Raw genomic sequence first — 15,580 nt, 5'->3', positions numbered from 1 at the left:
GAGGGCCTTTGAAGCCCTGAGCGGGTGGCCTCGTAGCCACGGGAAGGCGGCCGCACCTACGATGTGCGACCGCCTCCCGTGCCCAGTCGCTCACCGGTTCAACACGTACACCGGTGCCCCGTCCTCGGCCCCGCCCCGGGAACGGATGCAGGCGTGCCGCCGCAGCAGTCGTAGACATTCATTGACACGCCGCACCGAGAGTCCCGTGCGGGCGGCAATGGATTCGAGTGGCTCGCGCAGTTCGCCCTTGTCGACGAGGACGGGGGCGATGACGACGGCCACGGTCCACACGTCCTCCGTCACGGACAGCCGCTGTCGCCATTCCGCGAGGACGGACTCCGTCGTGGGCGCAGCCGCGGAGGTGTCGGACGGCGGTGCGGGACGGCCGAGGGCCAGGATGTCGAGGCGGTCGGCGATGCGCTGCATCGCTGTCGCCATGGCCTCCTGGGCGGTGAGGGCGGCCTGCTGCGTGGCGAGCGTGGCCTGTTGCGTGACGAGCAACTCCCGTTGCACAGCCAGTGATTCGCGCTGTGCGGTCGCGAGATCCTCGTCCACCCGAAGGTTGTGCGCCTCCAGCCGGACGATGGCCTCGGCCACCTGCTCCGGCATGGCGTAGGCGATGGGAGCACCGGGGTCGGCGGGCTGCACCTCGGCCTCCTCCAGGGTGTAGGACCCCTCTCGCTGGACGGTCTCGATCACCTCGGCGGCCCATTGCTTGAAGGGGGCACAGGCGGCTTTCGTGCAGGCCTGGACGAGGAGGATGAGACCCTGCAGAGAGATGACGTTCAGGTCTCGACGCCACTCTCTACCTGCGGGAATGCCGAGACCGTGACTTCCAGTCACGGTCTCGAGATTTTCTCGATGCTCCTCCGGTACGTGATCGAGGAGTGCCTTCTTGGGCGTGGTGTATCCGAGTTCCGTGCACACATCCACCGCCGGAAACCAATGACTCCCGTCCGGCATCGTCAGCCGCCTGACGCGGGCGCCCGTCGCCGCGTACACGAAGTCGCTGACGTCGATCGCCTCATGCCGGCGGGACGAGTCGGGCCGCTTGCTGGGTTCGATCATGTGAACCACCTCCGCGGGGAACGTAGAGCGGAGCAAATCGAATATGCCAACTGCAAGCGGGAAGTTCACGATTGAGGGTGAAGCCCGCCAGGAACGCGCGACTGCGGACCCCGGAGTCAGTCTTCGCCGACCTGGATCAGCACGATGAAGTGCCGGCCGTCGGTGCCGGTGACGAGGCCGTCGAAGGTGCAGGCGGAGATGCCGGTGCAGACGCCCTCGGCCTCCGAGTCATAGGTGGACCACCAGCGGGCGTCGGGCCCGAGAAGCTCCACCACACGGCGGACGACGGCGTCCGCTTCGGCGCGTTCCATGAATGTGGCACCGGGCCACATCAGGCACTCGGCGGCGAACCGGCCCATGAGTTCCGCAGCCTGGTGTGCGGCGGGGGTCTCCAGTGCCTCCTCCACCTGCTGAGCGGATGACGGGCCCTCCGGGCCGGAGGCGTATCGCTCCCAGTCCTTCCACAACCGCCGCAGAAGGACGTGGACTTCGGAGGCGACGGCGGCCCGGATCCCCTCGACGCCTCCGGCCGTCGACGGGAGCTGCCCTGAGCGCACGTACACACGTCCGTCGTGCGCCAGCCGTTTCATCAGCGGTGACAACTCATCGCGTTCACACCGTACTTCACATCTGCGGGGCGGTCGGGCCGTAGTCGGCACGCGGCGTGGCAAGCCGCTCGGCGACCAGTGCCAGCCAGCCGCTCGGCGAGTACGGCGCGGGTGCGTCGACTTCCATGCCCAGTTCGGCGACGGCGAGGGCGTAGTCGGACTCGTCCAGATCCAGGGCGAGCAGCTCGTGGAGTTCCCCGACGAGGCGGGCGACGAGCTGGGGGTCCGCTGAGTCGCGGTAGTCGTCGACCGCCGCATCATGACCGTCGAACTCGTCCGGCATGTCCTGCGAGAACCAGCCGCCGAGGAACTGGCCGAGTTCGGGAAAGCGCGCGTGCCATTCCCAGTGGGTGGCGGGGGTGGCCGGGGGCGGCACCTCGCCGCTCTCGATGCTGTGCTCGATGTGATCGGCGAGGCAGTACAACCACTGCCGGACGTCTCCGTCGGCCAGGCCGACATCGGGGATGGCGTAGTACTCGCCGAGGCGCAGCCGGAGCCGTCCGGGAGGGTTGTCGGCGTAGTCGCGCAGTTGCCGCTCGGCGGTGGCGAGGGCCCACGGTCGGCTGTGCCACGTGTGGCGAAGGTAGGCGGCCAGTGCCTGACCGGGCTTGTCGGGGGTGTCGTCCGCAGGCTGCCCGAGGTAGGCGCGCATGACGTGGTCGAGTTCGCCGTAACGGCGGTCGTGTTCGAGAGGGCTCAGGGGCACGGTCGTCTGCCTCTCCAGGTCGCTACAGGTAGATCGGGAACGTGGCGTGGACGGCGAATCCGTGGGGGCGCGTCGTGTCCCGCTTGAGGATCACCCTGGCCGCGCGTACGTCGACCGGGTCCCGGCCCGCCAGCATCATCGCCTGCAACAGCACCCGGCCGACCGGCTCGGACCGGGACGGCCAGGAGGCCTCGATGGCCAGGCGGGGGCGTGTTGACCGGGCGAGCCAGCGGTGGATGAGCTGCTCGTTTGCGGTGACGACCTGTTGGGTGGCCCATTGGGCGGTCTCACGGTCGGGGTAGGTGGCGGACCGGGTGGGCACCGGGGCGGGTGTCTCGTGCGGCAGTGCGGCGTTCTCGTCGGCGTTACCGGCGTTTTTCACGGAGTCCGTCCGGAAGGGTCGAAGGTCTTTGAGTGGTCGGCAACGGCTCTACGTTGCGTCGAAGGACCAGAAGAGGCCCACTTCTGCGCTGGACACCGCGACAAGGCCGAGGTCCCAGTCGTACTGCGAAACGGGGGCGCAGCCGGTGATCGCTCCGTAGAAATCCGGAACGTCCGATCGACTCTGGTTGTCGCTGCCCGGAACTCCGGAATTGGTGTAGAAGACTGTCTCCTCGGGGAAGCGTGAGAGGATTACCCCGGCCTTTCGCTCAAGTTCCGGCCGTCGTCTCTCAAAGTCATTGTAGATGATTTCTCGGGGGACATTCAGCCATGTCGTGGCCAGCATGACGAGCAGCCTTTTTACCGATACCCGGGGGACCGTCAGCAGTCTGTCCCGCCATTCCTCTTCAGGCCCCTCCTCTGCAGGCGGCAGGACGAAGGGGAAGACGGGGTCGTCCAGGCGCTCCTCCTCGCCTTCGTCGACGTCGACCCATTTCCATGACCGGGGATCTGCCACCTCTCGGCGCATCAGAGCCGCGACGTCCCGTACCCAGTTCCCGTGCGCGCGGGGTCCCACCAGGACATACGAGTACCGCTCCTCGTACATGGCGAGGGCCTCGGCCCAGGCCTCGGCATCCGGGGACGACATGGCGGCTCCTTCTGGCGGGATCGCTCTGCGCGGCAAAGTCTCGGGGTTATTCAGGCATGGATGTGACCACGACGAATGGCGGACGGAGGGAGCCATCATATTTGAGGCGGGTGGCGACGCCGTAAGCATTGGTCACTGGGGTTGCCTGACCGTTGACCACCCGTGAGGTGCGCCCGGTCACCGGAGGGACGGCCAGCGGGTCGTTGGCGGCGGCGCCCACCGATGGCACTGTGAAGACCTTGGTCGGCGGTGTGGGCGGGTCGCCGGTGGCCAACCACTGGTCGATCTCGGTGGTTCGCTGCCGAATGCAGTCCAACGTGTAATTCTGGGCAGTATCCAGGTCCGGGAAGCTGGATGCTGCCGGAATCTTTGGCTCCCCGTTTCCCTTGGCTTGATCACGCAAGCGCTGCAGGAGCTGAGCATCGGTCTTTCCCACGTGTTTGTCAATGGTGTGGCCGCCCTCGAGATCCTCCTCCATGGCCAGGTCGATCGTGTATTTGTAGGGGAATGGGTTTTCCCCGTTCAGGATCTTGTGTTCTTTCTTGAAGTCGTTCAGTGAACGGCCGCCGAAGGCCTCCGCCCTGGCTTCCTCGGCGATGAAAGTCGGCGCGCTTCTCAGCGCTTCGTCCAGCTCCCATTCCAGAGCGAGCAGTGTGGCAGCGGCTTCGTGGAATTTCTGTTGGTAGATTTCGACAGCTTTGTCCGCTGCTTCTCGGTCCATGTGACTCCGGAAGGTCCAGACCAGCTTCGCGAACATCTGAGGGCCTGCGAGTTCGAGGATCTCCAGCGGGTTCCCGCTGGTCAGCTCCTCCACCATCCCCTTGGCGGCCTTCTCGGCGAGCTGGCTGGTGGTCTGCCGGCACGTCTGCGCGACCTGGACCAAGTCGGAACAGGTCGTGTGCATGGTTTCCGCCGTGTGCTGGAGAACCTCCAGGATCGGTCGGCGCTGCGCAGGGGCGACGGTGCCCGAGGTTTTCCAGCTGCGGCCGCCCTGCTGCGCGATGTGCCCCTGCGCGTCCCGGGTTCTGCCCCAGGCGGTGGTGCCCCAGATCGACTGGCAGAAGGCCTTCATCGCGCTCTGCCACTCGTTGTTCCCGTGGGGATCGGTCATGTACTCGATGGCGGACGTGAAGTTGTCCCCCGCTTTCAGCGCGGTCTTCCCGGCCTCCTGCCACGCGCTGGACATGCCTTTGAGGTCGTCTTCACGGGCGCCGGGAGTGATTTCATGCGTCTTGCCCAGATTGAGACCGTACTCGATGGCCGGCCGGATGACGCCCGCGAGGAAGTCGGGGATGTGGCCAAGGGCTCCGGAAATCGCCCATGAGTCGGCGTCCTGGCCGGTGCCGGACCACTTGATGTCGTTGATCCGCCCGTAGTCGGGCGCTTTGTCGATGACGACGGGCGGTGTGCGGCGGGGCGGGGGACCGTACATGCCTCGCGAAGCCCAGTCCGCCGCCTGGTAGTTGTTGGCCGTCAGGGTCAGGCCGACAGCGACGCCGCCGACGCTCACCACGCTGGCCGCCCAGACCTCGACGAACTTCTCGGCGATCTGCATATAGGCCTTGGCGAAGGCGTCGGGCCCCGATCCCGTGCCCGCCGACTGACTGTACTGGTTGAGGGCGTTCACCAGCGTCGTCGCGCCCTTGTCGTAGTCGAACTGCCCGTCGCGCACCACGGCCGAGGTGTAGTACAGGTGCGGCGGCTTCAGATCGAAGCCGCCGCCGGAGCCGGGTGCCGTCGTTTTGAGCTGGTCCCGTTCCTGCCGGCGCTCGGCATCGCTCGGGCGGGTTCCCATCAGGCCGCCCCCCAGCCGCGCAGGACCGCCTTGTGGGCGGCCGTGTAGTTGGCGTGGCCGGTGGTGACGTACCCGTGAAGCCACTTCTGGTCCGCCTGGAGATCCTGGGCGGAGCGGTCCCATTCGTCCAGTTTCTGGACGAAGATCTCGCGGGCCTCGCCCTTCCAGGACAGGACGACGGGTTCGACACGGTCGTAGAGGTCGTCGAGTCTGCCGTTGAGCTTTTTGAGGATGTCCTCCAGCTCGATGGCGAGTTCCTGCAGCGTGCCGAAGGACACCGCTATGTGGTCGTCGGCAGGATCGGATCCGGTCGACATGTCACCCCCTGGTACTTCTGCTTCTTCCTGCGGATGCCGGTACCGCAGGTACGTCACGTGCCTGCTCGTGTCAGTACGAGTCGAGACTGCTGCGTGGTTGCGCCGGGCTGCCGGCCGGTTGCTGCTCCGTGTTCGGGGTGGAGAGCTTGTCGACCTCGCTGTCGATGTCGACATGGATGCCGCGCATGCGCTCGAGCACGCCCAGATCCGTTTCGGAGAATCCGTCCCGGCTGAGCCGTACAGCCTCCTCCAACTGCTTCATCACCTCACGGATGCGCACGGCGTCCTTGGCGGCTGCTCGGTGGAACTGCCTGTACGTGGTGGCCGCCGGTCCGCGCCAGCCCGCCTCGATCCGGTCGACGAGCTCGTCCATGCGTCGGACCTGTTTGTCGAGATGGTCCTGCATGCCGGCGAGGTCTTCCGCGAGCCTGGTCAGGTCCTTGGACGAAACGTGGAGGCCGGCTCTTCCGCCGTGCTCTGGTCCTGCACCTCGAACCATGCCGTATGCCTCCCCCGGACATTGGCTGCTTCACTGATGTCGTAGTCATCCTACGGAGGACGACTGACACCGGAACCAGGCTTTTTACCGACGGTGTCCAAGAACGCATCAAGTGGCTACGTACATGTGACGGAACGACAGAACGGCACGCCGTGCGACGCCGTGCGGAGCGGATCGCCGGGTTCGGGGCGGTCCTGGCCGAGGAGCGGCGCGAGACGTACGAGCGGCTGCGGATGCCGGACGGCGATCTCGGGCACGTACTGCGGGTGCCGGCGCCCGCGCGGGGAGTGCGTCGGAGCCGCCCGCAACATCCCCCACACCATCGCCCTCCGGGACTCCAGGGACCCGGCGGGCGCAGTGGTCGCCGTCGGCCGAGCCGCCTGGAAGGCGTTCGCCGCGCACCTCGCTCGGGGGCGTTGACACCAACTGCCGTATATTCACGCCATGGTCACGGGGGAGAAGACCGCCGCTCGGCATGCGAGGCCCCAAGCGGGAGCCGGGGTCGCGCGCTCGTCCGTGCTGATGGCCGGCGGCACCGTCGTCTCCCGGGCGACCGGGCTGATCCGGCAGGTGCTGCAGGGCGCCGCCCTCGGTACCGGGCTGCTCGCCACCACGTACAACACGGCCAACACCGTGCCCACCAGCCTCTACACCCTGCTGATCGGCGGTGCGCTCAACGCCGTACTGGTGCCGCAGCTGGTGCGGGCACGGGCGGCGCACGCCGACGGCGGGCGGGCGTACGAGCAGCGGCTGGTGACCCTCGTCGTCAGTGTGCTGGCCGTCGGGACCGTGCTCGCCGTATGGGCGGCGCCGGAGATCGCGTCCCTCTATATGAGGGACACACCCAAGGAGCACGCGGCGTTCCGGCTCACCGTCGTCTTCGCGCGCTTCCTGCTGCCGCAGATCTTCTTCTACGGCCTCTTCGCCATCTACGGTCAAGTCCTCAACGCGCGCGAGAAGTTCGGCGCGATGATGTGGACGCCCGTTCTCAACAACGTCGTGCTCGTGACGATGTTCGGCCTCTACCTAGGGATGATGACCGTCCCCCGTACCGTCGCCGAGGTCACCGACGCGCAGGTCCGCTGGCTCGGTGTCGGTACGACCCTCGGGATCGCCGTACAGGCCCTCGCCCTCGTCCCCTTCGCCCGCGCCGCCGGTTTCCGTTTCCGGGCCCGGTTCGACTGGCGGGGCGCGGGGCTCGGTTCGGGGGTCCACGCGGCCAAGTGGACGCTGCTGTTCGTGCTGACGAACCTGGTGGGGCTCACCGTCGTCACCAACTACGCGAACTCCGCCGACACCCAGCTGCCGGACGCGGGCGTCGGCTACACCGCGTACAGCTACGCGCAGACCATCTGGATGCTGCCCCAGTCCATCGTCACCGTCTCGCTCGTCACGGCCCTGCTGCCGCGGATGAGCAGGGCGGCGGCCGAGGGACGGATCGCCGATCTGCGTGGCGATCTGTCCCGTGCGCTGCGGGTCAGCGGCGTGGTGATCGTCCCGGCCGCCTACCTGTTCACCGCGCTCGGCCCGGACATCGCCGCTCTCCTGTTCGCGCACGGTGCCGCCGACGCCGCCTCGACCCGTCCCCTCGGCCATATGCTCCAGGCCTTCGGGCTCGGTCTGATCCCGTTCTCGGCGCAGTACCTCCTGCTGCGCGGCTTCTACGCCTTCGAGGACACGCGTACGCCGTTCTTCATGGCCGTGTGGACCCAGATGGTGAACATCGCGCTGGCCACCGCCTGCCATCTGCTGCTGCCCGCGCGCTGGGCGGTCACCGGCATGGCCGGCGCCTACGCCGTCTCCTACCTCGTCGGCCTCGTCCTCACCGCCCGCCTGCTGGCCCGCCGCACCGGCGGCCGGCTCGACGACGGCACCCTGCGCGGCACGTACACCAAGCTGCTGTGCGCCGGCGCCGGGGGCGCGGCGGCGGGCTGGGCGACGGCGCGGGGCTGCGCCGGCGTGCTCGGGGACGGCACGGCGGGGGCGGTCCTGGTGACCCTGGCCGGCACGCTCGCCCTCGCGCTCGTCTTCCTTCTGCTGGCGCGCGTGCTGAAGGTCGGCGAACTGCGGCGGCTGCCGGGATTCCGCTGACCTCGTCCCTCTCAACAGGCGCTGCAGGCAGGTGTTCTGTGCGCTCCGGCCCCTCCACGTGGCTCTCCCAGGACCCGCCCGTGATCACGTTCTCGGCGTACGACGACACGTTCACCGCCCCGGCCGCCGAAGACTGCGCCGCCTCACCGGCCCCCTCAACCACCGGCTCGGCCTGCCTGGCGGCCGCGGGAACCTGATGACCTACGACGCCGTGTACACCGTCAAGACCTACGACCAGCTCCCGGCGAAGGAGGGCCGACGTCTGCGCTGACACCGCTTCGGCTGACACCGCCTCGGCCGATGCGGGCTCAGTCGATGCCGGCTCGGCCCCGTCGGCGCAGGGAGTTCAGCAGGGCCGCTCCGCGCTCCGCGTCGTCCACGCTGACCGCGAAGTCGCTACGGCGGCCCCGGGGGCGTACGACGAGACAGTCGCCGGCGCGCAGCATGACCGTCGTGCCCAGGCCGCTGAGGCGGTAGCCCCAGCCGCCGACCTCGGACGGGCGGCGCTGCTCGGCGCGGGCGGACTCGATGGCGGCGGGGGACCAGCGGCGGACGGGCCAGCCGAGGGGGCCGAACGCCACCTCCAGGCCCGCTTCCGACACCTTCGCGCGGACCGAGGAGAAGACGCCGCAGGCCAGGGCGATGACGCCGCAGACCGCGAACACGAACCACAGCGTGGCGGGACGCGCCAGACCGATGCCGAGGGCCACCAGTGTGCCGGCGGCGACCAGACATGTGACGGCGGACAGCGACTGGAGCCAGGGGTTGGCCGTGTGGGAGAACCACGCCAGCCGCTCGTCCTCGGGCAGGTCCAGCTCGGGTGGTGCGGTGGCGGGTGTGGTGGAGGCGACGTTGACGGCGATCCGCCAGGCGACGGCCAGGGCGGCCCCCGTCAGGGCCAGGATCAGCACGACGGCCCAGGCCGGCTGGCGGGCCTCGTGCCAGTCCGTGCGGCCGAGGTTGGCCCGGACGACGGCCGCCTGCGCGCCGACGAGGGCGGTTCCCGTGGGCGCCAGCACAATCCCCCGCCACGGGCGGGCGCCCGCCCGTGCACGAAGCCGGCTGAGGGACACTGCGAGGCCGGTCAGCAGCCAGACCCCGGCCGGGAACACCGCGGCTGCCCACAGCGGCATCGATCCGTCGGGGGCGCCGGGGCCGCTCCAGTGGGTGGCCAGGCGGCCGGGGAGCCGACCGCGGACGGCCCAGGGCAGGCCCGCGAGCAGTGCGGCGACGGCCGCGACGCACGCCGCGGTTCCCCAGCGCGCGACCCGTCCACCGCGTGCACCGTGCCCATCGTGTCCATCACGTCCAGCGCGTCCGTCATCGTGCGCGGCCGGACCGCTTCCGCCCTTCCTGTCTTCCCCGTCCGTCATGAGATCCCCCGGATCATGTCGATGAGGTCGGTGCGGTTGTAGCCGAGCCGGGAGGCTTCCGCGACCAGTTCCCGCACCCTGAGCTGTAGTCCGGACCGCCGGGCGGCCCCCTCGGCCACGGTGATCCCGCGGCCCCGGCGGAACTCCAGCAGGCCCTCGTCCCGCAGTTCGCGCAGGCCCCGCAGGACCGTGTTGACGTTGATGTCCAGGGCCTCGGAGAGATCGCGGGCGGAGGGCAGCCGGTCGCCGGCGCGGCACTCGCCCTCGGCGACGGCCCGCCGGATCGCCGCCGCGACCTGCTCGTGCAGGGGGCGGGTGTCGGTCTTGTCCAGACGCAGCAGCATGGTGCCAATGACACTAGCACCATTCATTCCATCTCGCGGGCCCGGAATCCCCCGGGTGGCGCCCGGGAACGGCAACGGGCCCGCCGCTGTTCGCGACGGGCCCGTGGATGTCTGTCCGGTCAGGCGTCAGCCGAGCCTGGCGAAGCCGTAGGAGAGGAGCTTCTTGGCGTCCGACTCGCGCTGCGGGATGGACGTGGAGGCGAGGACGGTGCCGATGACCGTCCTGCCGTTCCGGGTCGCGGCGAAGACCAGGCAGTACTTGGCCTCCGGGCCGGAGCCGGTCTTCACGCCGATGGTGCCGCTGTAGCTGCTGAGGAGCCCGTTGGTGTTGGTCCACGTGGCCATCGTGCGGGTGCTGCCCGTCTTGGTGACGGTCTTCGCGGTGTAGGCCTTCGTCTTCACGATCGCGCGGAACGTGGCGTTCTTCATCGCGCTGCTGGCGATCTTCGTCAGGTCGCGCGGCGTCGAGAAGTTGTTGCCGTTGCCGATGCCGTCGAACGAGTCGAAGCTCGTGTTCTTCAGGCCCAGGCTCTTGGCGGCGGTGTTCATCTTGCCGATGAAGTTCCTCACGCGCGCGTCGCGCGTGGAGCCGGAGCCGTAGGTGTCGGCGAGCGCGTAGGCGGCGTCGCAGCCGGACGGCAGCATCAGGCCGTACAGCAGCTGGCGGACGGTGACCTTGTCGCCGACGATCAGGTGGGCCTGGGAGGCGTTGTTCTTGACGACGTAGTCGCTGTACGCCTTCTGGATCGTCACCTTCTTGTCGAGGTTGAGGTTCGACTGGGCGAGCACGACCTTGGCGGTCATGATCTTGGTGGTGGATCCGGTCGACCGCTTGGTGTCCGCGGCCTTGGTGTAGAGCGACGCACCGTTGGCGCTGTTCATCACGTAGCCGCCGGCGGCCACGATCGAGGGCGCCGTGACGGCCTGCGCGGGCACCGCGGTGAGGGCACCGGTCGCGAGCAGCGCGCCGGAGGTGACGGCGACGGCGGCGCCTCTGCGGATACGGGTCCTGCGGGTGCCGTGAATGCCGGTAATCAAAGTGAAGTACCCCGATTGTCTTGAATGCCCCTGGAGTGCGGCCGAGTTGAGGTGGCGAGAGCAGAGGGCCGCACACGTGTGACACGTAAGTAGCACACAAGGTTGCGCGGTTGCTGCCCGGGGATTTCGGTCACGTCCGGATCGTGGACGTCGGCGCCGCATGCGTACGTGTTGTATCTATCCTGTGGGCATGAAAACGGCCGTCCAGCAGCCAGCGTCCCCGATCAAGCAGCCACCCGCCGCCGACCGCGTCTACACCCACGTCAAACAAGGTGTCCTCGACCGCCGTTACGAGGGCGGGACGCTGCTCACCGAGGGCGAGCTGGCCGACGCCGTCGGGGTCTCGCGCACCCCTGTGCGCGAGGCGCTGCTGCGGCTGGAGGTCGAGGGCCTGATCCGGCTCTACCCGAAGAAGGGCGCCCTCGTGCTGCCCGTCTCCGCGCAGGAGATCGCCGATGTGGTGGAGACCCGGCAACTGGTCGAGGAGCACGCCGCGCGCAAGGCCGTACCCGCGCCGCCCGCGCTGCTGGAGCGGCTGGCCGAGCTGCTGGAGCAGCAGAAGGCGCAGGCCGCCGCCGGCGATCTGGCCGGTGCCGCGCTGACCGACCGCACCTTCCACGCCGAGATCGTGCGCAGCGGCGGCAACGAGATCCTCTCCCGGCTCTACGACCAACTGCGCGACCGCCAGCTGCGGATGGGCGTCGCCGTCATGCACTCGCACCCGGACCGGATCGCCAAGACCCTGGCCGAGCACGAGGAGATCCTGGAAGCGCTGCGCGCCGGGGACGCGCAGGCGGCCGTCGGGGTCGTGCACCGGCACGTGTCCTGGTTCGAGCACCTCGCGCGGGGTGAGGTGCGATGAGCGCCACGACGAGCAAGGTCACCCTCCCGGGTGACCCGCCGGGCGGCCGCCGTGCCGCCGCCGTATGGTCCATAGGCGTCGCCGTCTACTTCGTCGCCGTCATCTTCCGTACGTCCCTGGGTGTCGCGGGTCTGGACGCCGCAGACCGTTTCCATGTGAACGCCTCCGCGCTGTCCACGTTCTCCATACTTCAACTGCTGGTCTACGCCGGCATGCAGATACCCGTCGGCCTGCTCGTCGACCGGCTCGGCACGAAGAAGGTGCTGAGCATCGGCGCGGTGCTGTTCACGGCCGGGCAGCTCGGCTTCGCCTTCTCGCCGTCGTACGGCACCGCGCTCGCCTCCCGGGCCCTGCTGGGCTGCGGCGACGCGATGACCTTCATCAGCGTGCTGCGCCTCGGCACCCGGTGGTTCCCGGCCCGGCGCGGTCCGCTGATCGCACAGCTCGCCGGGCTCGTCGGCATGGCGGGCAACCTGGTCTCCACCCTGGTCCTCGCCCGGCTGTTGCACAGCATCGGCTGGACCCCGGCGTTCGCGGGCAGCGCGCTCGCCGGTGCCGTGGTGCTGGTGCTGACGCTGCTGTTCCTGAAGGACCACCCCGAGGGGTACGAGCCGGAGCCGTCCCCGCACCGGGGCGCGGCCTACGTGCGGCAGCAGATCCTGGCGTCCTGGCGGGAGCCGGGGACCCGGCTGGGGCTGTGGGTGCACTTCACCACCCAGTTCCCGGCGATGGTGTTCCTGCTGCTGTGGGGCCTGCCGTTCCTGGTCGAGGCGCAGGGGCTGAGCCGGGCCACGGCCGGCGAACTGCTCACGCTGGTCGTGCTGTCCAACATGGTGATCGGGCTCGTCTACGGCCAGATCGTCGCCCGGCACCACGCGGCACGGCTGCCGCTGGCCCTCGGGACGGTCGGAGCCACGGCGCTGATGTGGGCGGCGGCGATCCTGTACCCGGGGGAGCGGGCGCCGATGTGGCTGCTGGTGGTGCTGTGCACGGTGCTCGGGGCGTGCGGGCCGGCGTCGATGCTCGGCTTCGACTTCGCGCGGCCGGCCAATCCGCCCGAGCGGCAGGGGACGGCGTCCGGGATCACCAACATGGGCGGGTTCATCGCCTCGATGACGACGCTGTTCGCGATCGGGGTGCTGCTGGACGCCACGGGTGACGACTACGACGTCGCGTTCTCGTCGGTGTTCGTGCTGCAGGCACTGGGCGTCAGCCAGATCCTGCGGCTTCGGGGGCGGGCGGCCCGGCGTGAGCGCGAGCGGCTGGTCGCCAGCCGGGTGGAGACGGTGCACGTGCCCGCGGCGTAGCCGGGGCTCTCCCGCCCGCGCATCACGCCTCCCCCGTGGACCGAGAGGCCGGACAGCCTGTTGTGACGGCCCGCTGTGACAACAGGCTGCGGCAACCCGCTGCGGCGCTCACCCTCGACGGCTGCCCGCCACGACACGCCTACGGCGTCACCGTGAAGTTGCGCAGGATCGCCGCCGTCAGGTCCGGGTCGCCCTCGGTCTTCACCCGGTCCGTCACCGCCTCCGGGGTGACGCGGCCGCAGGCCAGGCGGACGAAGGTCTCCCAGTCGAGCGTGAGCGCGGCGGCGGGGCCGAGGGCCGGGGCTGTCTCCAGGGTGCCCCGGCCCTGGATGTCGACGCGGATCGTGCGCAGGAACTCCACCGGGCCGTGCACGTCGAAGACGATCGCCGAGCTGCGCGGCGCGTTCGCGTCCTTCGCGACGACCCTGGGGAGTGCTTCCAGAAGGACGTCGCGGACCACGTGCGCACCCGGCGAGTCGAGGTTGCCCGGCAGGCCGAGGGCCGTGCGCAGGTCCTGCTCGTGCACCCACACGTCGAACGCCCGGGTGCGATAGGCCTGCTCCAGGGTGACGTCCTTGCCGAGCGGGCCGCGCACCGTGGTGCCGGGGTCGCGGGACTCGTTGCGGTGCTGGCGGTTGCGCCGGATGATCGTGTACTCCAGCTCGGCCGTCATCTCCGGCGCCGTGTGATGACGGCGGCTGTCGACCTGCATCTCCATGTAGCGCTGGTGCTCGGTCCTGACGTGGAAGAGGTCGCTCGGCAGGGAGTGGATGGGGCGCGGATCGCCGAGCATCTCGCAGTCCAGGCCGATGACGTGCGACACGACGTCCCGGACCGACCAGCCGGGGCAGGGAGTCCGCCGGTTCCACTCGCCCTCGACGAGCGGCTGCAGCATCCCCGATATCGCTTCGACGGAGTGTGTCCAGGCGTCGGCGTAGGGCTGGAGGGTGGGATGCAAACTCACGGAACGGGACCCCTCGGCGGTCGGTACACGGGCAGGTGGTGGCGGCGTTGCCAGCGGGCGGCGGCGGCACGGCGGTGGGTGTCTGGACCTCCCCCAATTCTCGGCTGCGCTCGAATCGGGGGGACCCCCAAGTTACGCTGCAATCAGTCACCTCGGCAGTGCTTTCGTGTGACGATCGTAGGCCTGTGTGGACGTCTCGAATCCCAGGACGGTGGTAGTGTGCGCGCCTCGCTGATCCAGATCGGCGTGAACGAGGACGAATCGGTCGACTCCCGGCGGCAGCGGGTGGCCGGGCTGGTCCGGGAGCAGGCTGGTGCCGATCTCGTGGTCCTTCCGGAGCTGTGGACCACCGGCGCCTTCGCCTACGAGGCGTTCAACCGTGAGGCCGAGCCGCTCGAAGGGCCGACGTACGAAGCGATGGCCAAGGCCGCGAGCGACGCGGGCGTGTGGCTGCACGCCGGGTCGATCCCGGAGCGCGCCGCGCCCGGCAGCGGTTCCGCCGCGGGTGACGGGCCCCTCTACAACACCTCTCTCGTCTTCTCCCCCTCCGGTGAACTGGCCGCCGCCTACCGCAAGATCCACCGCTTCGGCTTCGACAAGGGCGAGGCCGTGCTGATGGGTGCGGGGCAGGAGCTGGTGACGGTCCGGATGCCCGGGACCACGCTGGGCGTGGCCACCTGCTACGACCTCCGTTTCCCCGAACTCTTCCGCGGACTGGTCGACGCCGGCGCCGAGATCCTCGTCCTCCCGGCCGGGTGGCCCGAGCGGCGGCGCGCGCACTGGACGCTGCTGGCTCAGGCGCGGGCGGTGGAGAACCAGGCGTTCGTGCTCGCCTGTGGAACGGCCGGGACCCATGCGGGAGTTCCCCAGGCCGGTCACTCGATCGTGGTGGACCCGTGGGGCGAGGTCCTCGCCGAGGCGGGACCGGACGAGGAGATCCTCACCGTCGACCTCGACCCGGCGAAGGTGGCCGGCACCCGCGAGCAGTTCCCCGCCCTGAAGGACCGGGTCCTCGGCCTGCGCCCGCCTCACGACGCCTCCTCGTCCTCCTCGTCCCCCTAGCCCTCCTCGCGCTCCTTCTCCGCGAGGTGGATCACGCACACCGTCACGGCGATCAGCAGGGCCGGGTCCGCGTCGTCGCGGACGACGTCGACGCCGTAGGTCTCCCGCAGGTGCAGCCAGCGGCGGGAGACCACCGCGAGCAGCTCACCGTCGTACTCGACGGCGAACTCGCGGTCCAGGATCTTTCCGCTGACGTCCAGTTCGGTGCCGTCGGCCAGGGCGACCCGGTAGTGGTTGCGCAGCAGGGACAGGCGTTTGCGGCGGATCCTGGCCAGGCCCTCGCCGTCCCGCTCGATCACCATCGTGTCGCGCAGGGCGAACATCTTCTGGTGGATGTCGATCAGGACGTGTCCGTGGACGTCCTTCAGCTCGAAGGTGTCCCGCAGCCGCATCGCCTTGCCGTCGACGAGGAACACCTTCCGGCCGTGTTCGTCCTCGATCCAATAGTCTTCACCGATGCCGAGGAGCCGGTCGCGTACGAGGAATCTCATGCCCGTACCGTTCCCCGCCCCGCCG

General features: G+C 69.4%; 19 protein-coding genes. 6 read left to right on the top strand and 13 right to left on the bottom strand.

Translation table 11 applies throughout. The annotated features are described in order from the left end of the window. Positions 1-90 precede the first annotated feature (90 nt). From BIV23_RS10275 to BIV23_RS10240, 8 genes are all read right to left on the bottom strand, one after another. Positions 91-1,068: a BRO-N domain-containing protein gene (locus BIV23_RS10275; protein ID WP_071380493.1), complete on the bottom strand. Its 978-nt coding sequence runs from the start codon at positions 1,066-1,068 to the stop codon at positions 91-93. 116 nt (positions 1,069-1,184) lie between these two features. Further along, positions 1,185-1,631, bottom strand: coding sequence for a hypothetical protein (locus BIV23_RS10270; protein WP_143079068.1), 447 nt, complete (start codon positions 1,629-1,631; stop codon positions 1,185-1,187). A gap of 61 nt (positions 1,632-1,692) precedes the next feature. Further along, complete coding sequence (locus BIV23_RS10265) at positions 1,693-2,382, bottom strand: contact-dependent growth inhibition system immunity protein (RefSeq protein ID WP_071380491.1); 690 nt, start codon at positions 2,380-2,382, stop codon at positions 1,693-1,695. A 22-nt stretch (positions 2,383-2,404) separates the two neighbouring features. Beyond that, complete coding sequence (locus BIV23_RS10260; protein ID WP_071380691.1) at positions 2,405-2,704, bottom strand: RNase A-like domain-containing protein; 300 nt, start codon at positions 2,702-2,704, stop codon at positions 2,405-2,407. Positions 2,705-2,812: 108 nt separating this feature from the next. Continuing rightward, positions 2,813-3,412: a hypothetical protein gene (locus BIV23_RS10255; protein WP_071380490.1), complete on the bottom strand. Its 600-nt coding sequence runs from the start codon at positions 3,410-3,412 to the stop codon at positions 2,813-2,815. Between the two features lie 46 nt (positions 3,413-3,458). Further along, positions 3,459-5,207 (bottom strand): RNase A-like domain-containing protein, encoded by a 1,749-nt coding sequence (locus tag BIV23_RS10250; RefSeq protein ID WP_071380489.1) that lies wholly within the window; start codon positions 5,205-5,207, stop codon positions 3,459-3,461. Beyond that, positions 5,207-5,524: a WXG100 family type VII secretion target gene (locus tag BIV23_RS10245; protein WP_071380488.1), complete on the bottom strand. Its 318-nt coding sequence runs from the start codon at positions 5,522-5,524 to the stop codon at positions 5,207-5,209. Before BIV23_RS10245 ends, BIV23_RS10250 begins: the two co-directional genes overlap by 1 nt. Before the next feature lie 70 nt (positions 5,525-5,594). Beyond that, a complete protein-coding gene (locus tag BIV23_RS10240; RefSeq protein WP_071380487.1) occupies positions 5,595-6,023 on the bottom strand; it encodes a WXG100 family type VII secretion target in 429 nt (142 codons plus the stop codon). A gap of 93 nt (positions 6,024-6,116) precedes the next feature. Here BIV23_RS10240 and BIV23_RS46000 point away from each other — a divergent pair, with 93 nt between their 5' ends. The 3 genes from BIV23_RS46000 to BIV23_RS45995 are packed head-to-tail and all read left to right on the top strand — an operon-like array spanning position 6,117 to position 8,385. Beyond that, positions 6,117-6,443, top strand: a complete 327-nt coding sequence (locus BIV23_RS46000) for a DUF397 domain-containing protein (RefSeq protein WP_342746359.1) — start codon at positions 6,117-6,119, stop codon at positions 6,441-6,443. 24 nt (positions 6,444-6,467) lie between these two features. After that, positions 6,468-8,114 carry a murein biosynthesis integral membrane protein MurJ gene (murJ, locus tag BIV23_RS10230; protein ID WP_071380485.1) on the top strand — a complete coding sequence of 549 codons (1,647 nt, stop codon included), beginning with the start codon at positions 6,468-6,470 and terminating at the stop codon, positions 8,112-8,114. A gap of 58 nt (positions 8,115-8,172) precedes the next feature. Then, on the top strand, positions 8,173-8,385 hold the full coding sequence (locus tag BIV23_RS45995) for a hypothetical protein (RefSeq protein ID WP_177239826.1): 213 nt from the start codon (positions 8,173-8,175) through the stop codon (positions 8,383-8,385). Positions 8,386-8,422: 37 nt separating this feature from the next. On the opposite strand, the gene BIV23_RS10225 is transcribed toward BIV23_RS45995, so the two are convergent. The 3 genes from BIV23_RS10225 to BIV23_RS10215 form a co-directional block, all read right to left on the bottom strand. Beyond that, positions 8,423-9,247 (bottom strand): DUF1648 domain-containing protein, encoded by an 825-nt coding sequence (locus tag BIV23_RS10225; protein ID WP_342746358.1) that lies wholly within the window; start codon positions 9,245-9,247, stop codon positions 8,423-8,425. A 236-nt stretch (positions 9,248-9,483) separates the two neighbouring features. Next, on the bottom strand, positions 9,484-9,831 hold the full coding sequence (locus tag BIV23_RS10220; RefSeq protein WP_071380484.1) for a GntR family transcriptional regulator: 348 nt from the start codon (positions 9,829-9,831) through the stop codon (positions 9,484-9,486). 126 nt (positions 9,832-9,957) lie between these two features. Continuing rightward, positions 9,958-10,869: a D-alanyl-D-alanine carboxypeptidase family protein gene (locus tag BIV23_RS10215; RefSeq protein WP_071380483.1), complete on the bottom strand. Its 912-nt coding sequence runs from the start codon at positions 10,867-10,869 to the stop codon at positions 9,958-9,960. A gap of 190 nt (positions 10,870-11,059) precedes the next feature. Here BIV23_RS10215 and BIV23_RS10210 point away from each other — a divergent pair, with 190 nt between their 5' ends. Next, a complete protein-coding gene (locus tag BIV23_RS10210) occupies positions 11,060-11,731 on the top strand; it encodes a GntR family transcriptional regulator (RefSeq protein WP_071380689.1) in 672 nt (223 codons plus the stop codon). Further along, entirely contained in the window at positions 11,728-13,038 is a 1,311-nt protein-coding gene (locus BIV23_RS10205; protein WP_071380482.1) for an MFS transporter, read from the top strand. The genes BIV23_RS10210 and BIV23_RS10205 overlap by 4 nt, the downstream gene beginning before the upstream one ends. 139 nt (positions 13,039-13,177) lie before the next feature. Here the strand turns inward: BIV23_RS10205 and BIV23_RS10200 are convergent, their stop codons facing one another. Further along, on the bottom strand, positions 13,178-14,002 hold the full coding sequence (locus tag BIV23_RS10200; protein WP_071380481.1) for a maleylpyruvate isomerase family mycothiol-dependent enzyme: 825 nt from the start codon (positions 14,000-14,002) through the stop codon (positions 13,178-13,180). Positions 14,003-14,221: 219 nt separating this feature from the next. On the opposite strand from BIV23_RS10200, the gene BIV23_RS10195 reads away from it, so the two are divergent. Further along, positions 14,222-15,064: a carbon-nitrogen family hydrolase gene (locus tag BIV23_RS10195; RefSeq protein WP_071380480.1), complete on the top strand. Its 843-nt coding sequence runs from the start codon at positions 14,222-14,224 to the stop codon at positions 15,062-15,064. On the opposite strand, the gene BIV23_RS10190 is transcribed toward BIV23_RS10195, so the two are convergent. Then, a complete protein-coding gene (locus tag BIV23_RS10190) occupies positions 15,061-15,555 on the bottom strand; it encodes an LURP-one-related/scramblase family protein (protein WP_071380479.1) in 495 nt (164 codons plus the stop codon). The genes BIV23_RS10195 and BIV23_RS10190 overlap by 4 nt on opposite strands. Positions 15,556-15,580 lie beyond the last annotated feature (25 nt).

Source organism: Streptomyces monashensis, from assembly GCF_001866665.1.
Lineage (GTDB): Bacteria > Actinomycetota > Actinomycetes > Streptomycetales > Streptomycetaceae > Streptomyces > Streptomyces monashensis.
Note: the sequence above shows the minus strand (reverse complement) of the source record. Positions and strands in the feature narration are given on the sequence as shown.

Excerpts from the sequence above, each read along its gene's own strand:
- BIV23_RS10275 (WP_071380493.1), bottom strand. The coding sequence starts at position 1,068 with ATGATCGAACCCAGCAAGCGGCCCGACTCGTCCCGCCGGCATGAGGCG.
- BIV23_RS10240 (WP_071380487.1), bottom strand. The coding sequence starts at position 6,023 with ATGGTTCGAGGTGCAGGACCAGAGCACGGCGGAAGAGCCGGCCTCCAC.
- BIV23_RS10190 (WP_071380479.1), bottom strand. The coding sequence starts at position 15,555 with ATGAGATTCCTCGTACGCGACCGGCTCCTCGGCATCGGTGAAGACTAT.
- BIV23_RS10255 (WP_071380490.1), bottom strand. The coding sequence starts at position 3,412 with ATGTCGTCCCCGGATGCCGAGGCCTGGGCCGAGGCCCTCGCCATGTAC.
- BIV23_RS10220 (WP_071380484.1), bottom strand. The coding sequence starts at position 9,831 with ATGCTGCTGCGTCTGGACAAGACCGACACCCGCCCCCTGCACGAGCAG.
- BIV23_RS10225 (WP_342746358.1), bottom strand. The coding sequence starts at position 9,247 with ATGCCGCTGTGGGCAGCCGCGGTGTTCCCGGCCGGGGTCTGGCTGCTG.
- BIV23_RS10205 (WP_071380482.1), top strand. The coding sequence starts at position 11,728 with ATGAGCGCCACGACGAGCAAGGTCACCCTCCCGGGTGACCCGCCGGGC.
- BIV23_RS10250 (WP_071380489.1), bottom strand. The coding sequence starts at position 5,207 with ATGGGAACCCGCCCGAGCGATGCCGAGCGCCGGCAGGAACGGGACCAG.
- BIV23_RS10245 (WP_071380488.1), bottom strand. The coding sequence starts at position 5,524 with ATGTCGACCGGATCCGATCCTGCCGACGACCACATAGCGGTGTCCTTC.
- BIV23_RS10210 (WP_071380689.1), top strand. The coding sequence starts at position 11,060 with ATGAAAACGGCCGTCCAGCAGCCAGCGTCCCCGATCAAGCAGCCACCC.
- murJ (WP_071380485.1), top strand. The coding sequence starts at position 6,468 with ATGGTCACGGGGGAGAAGACCGCCGCTCGGCATGCGAGGCCCCAAGCG.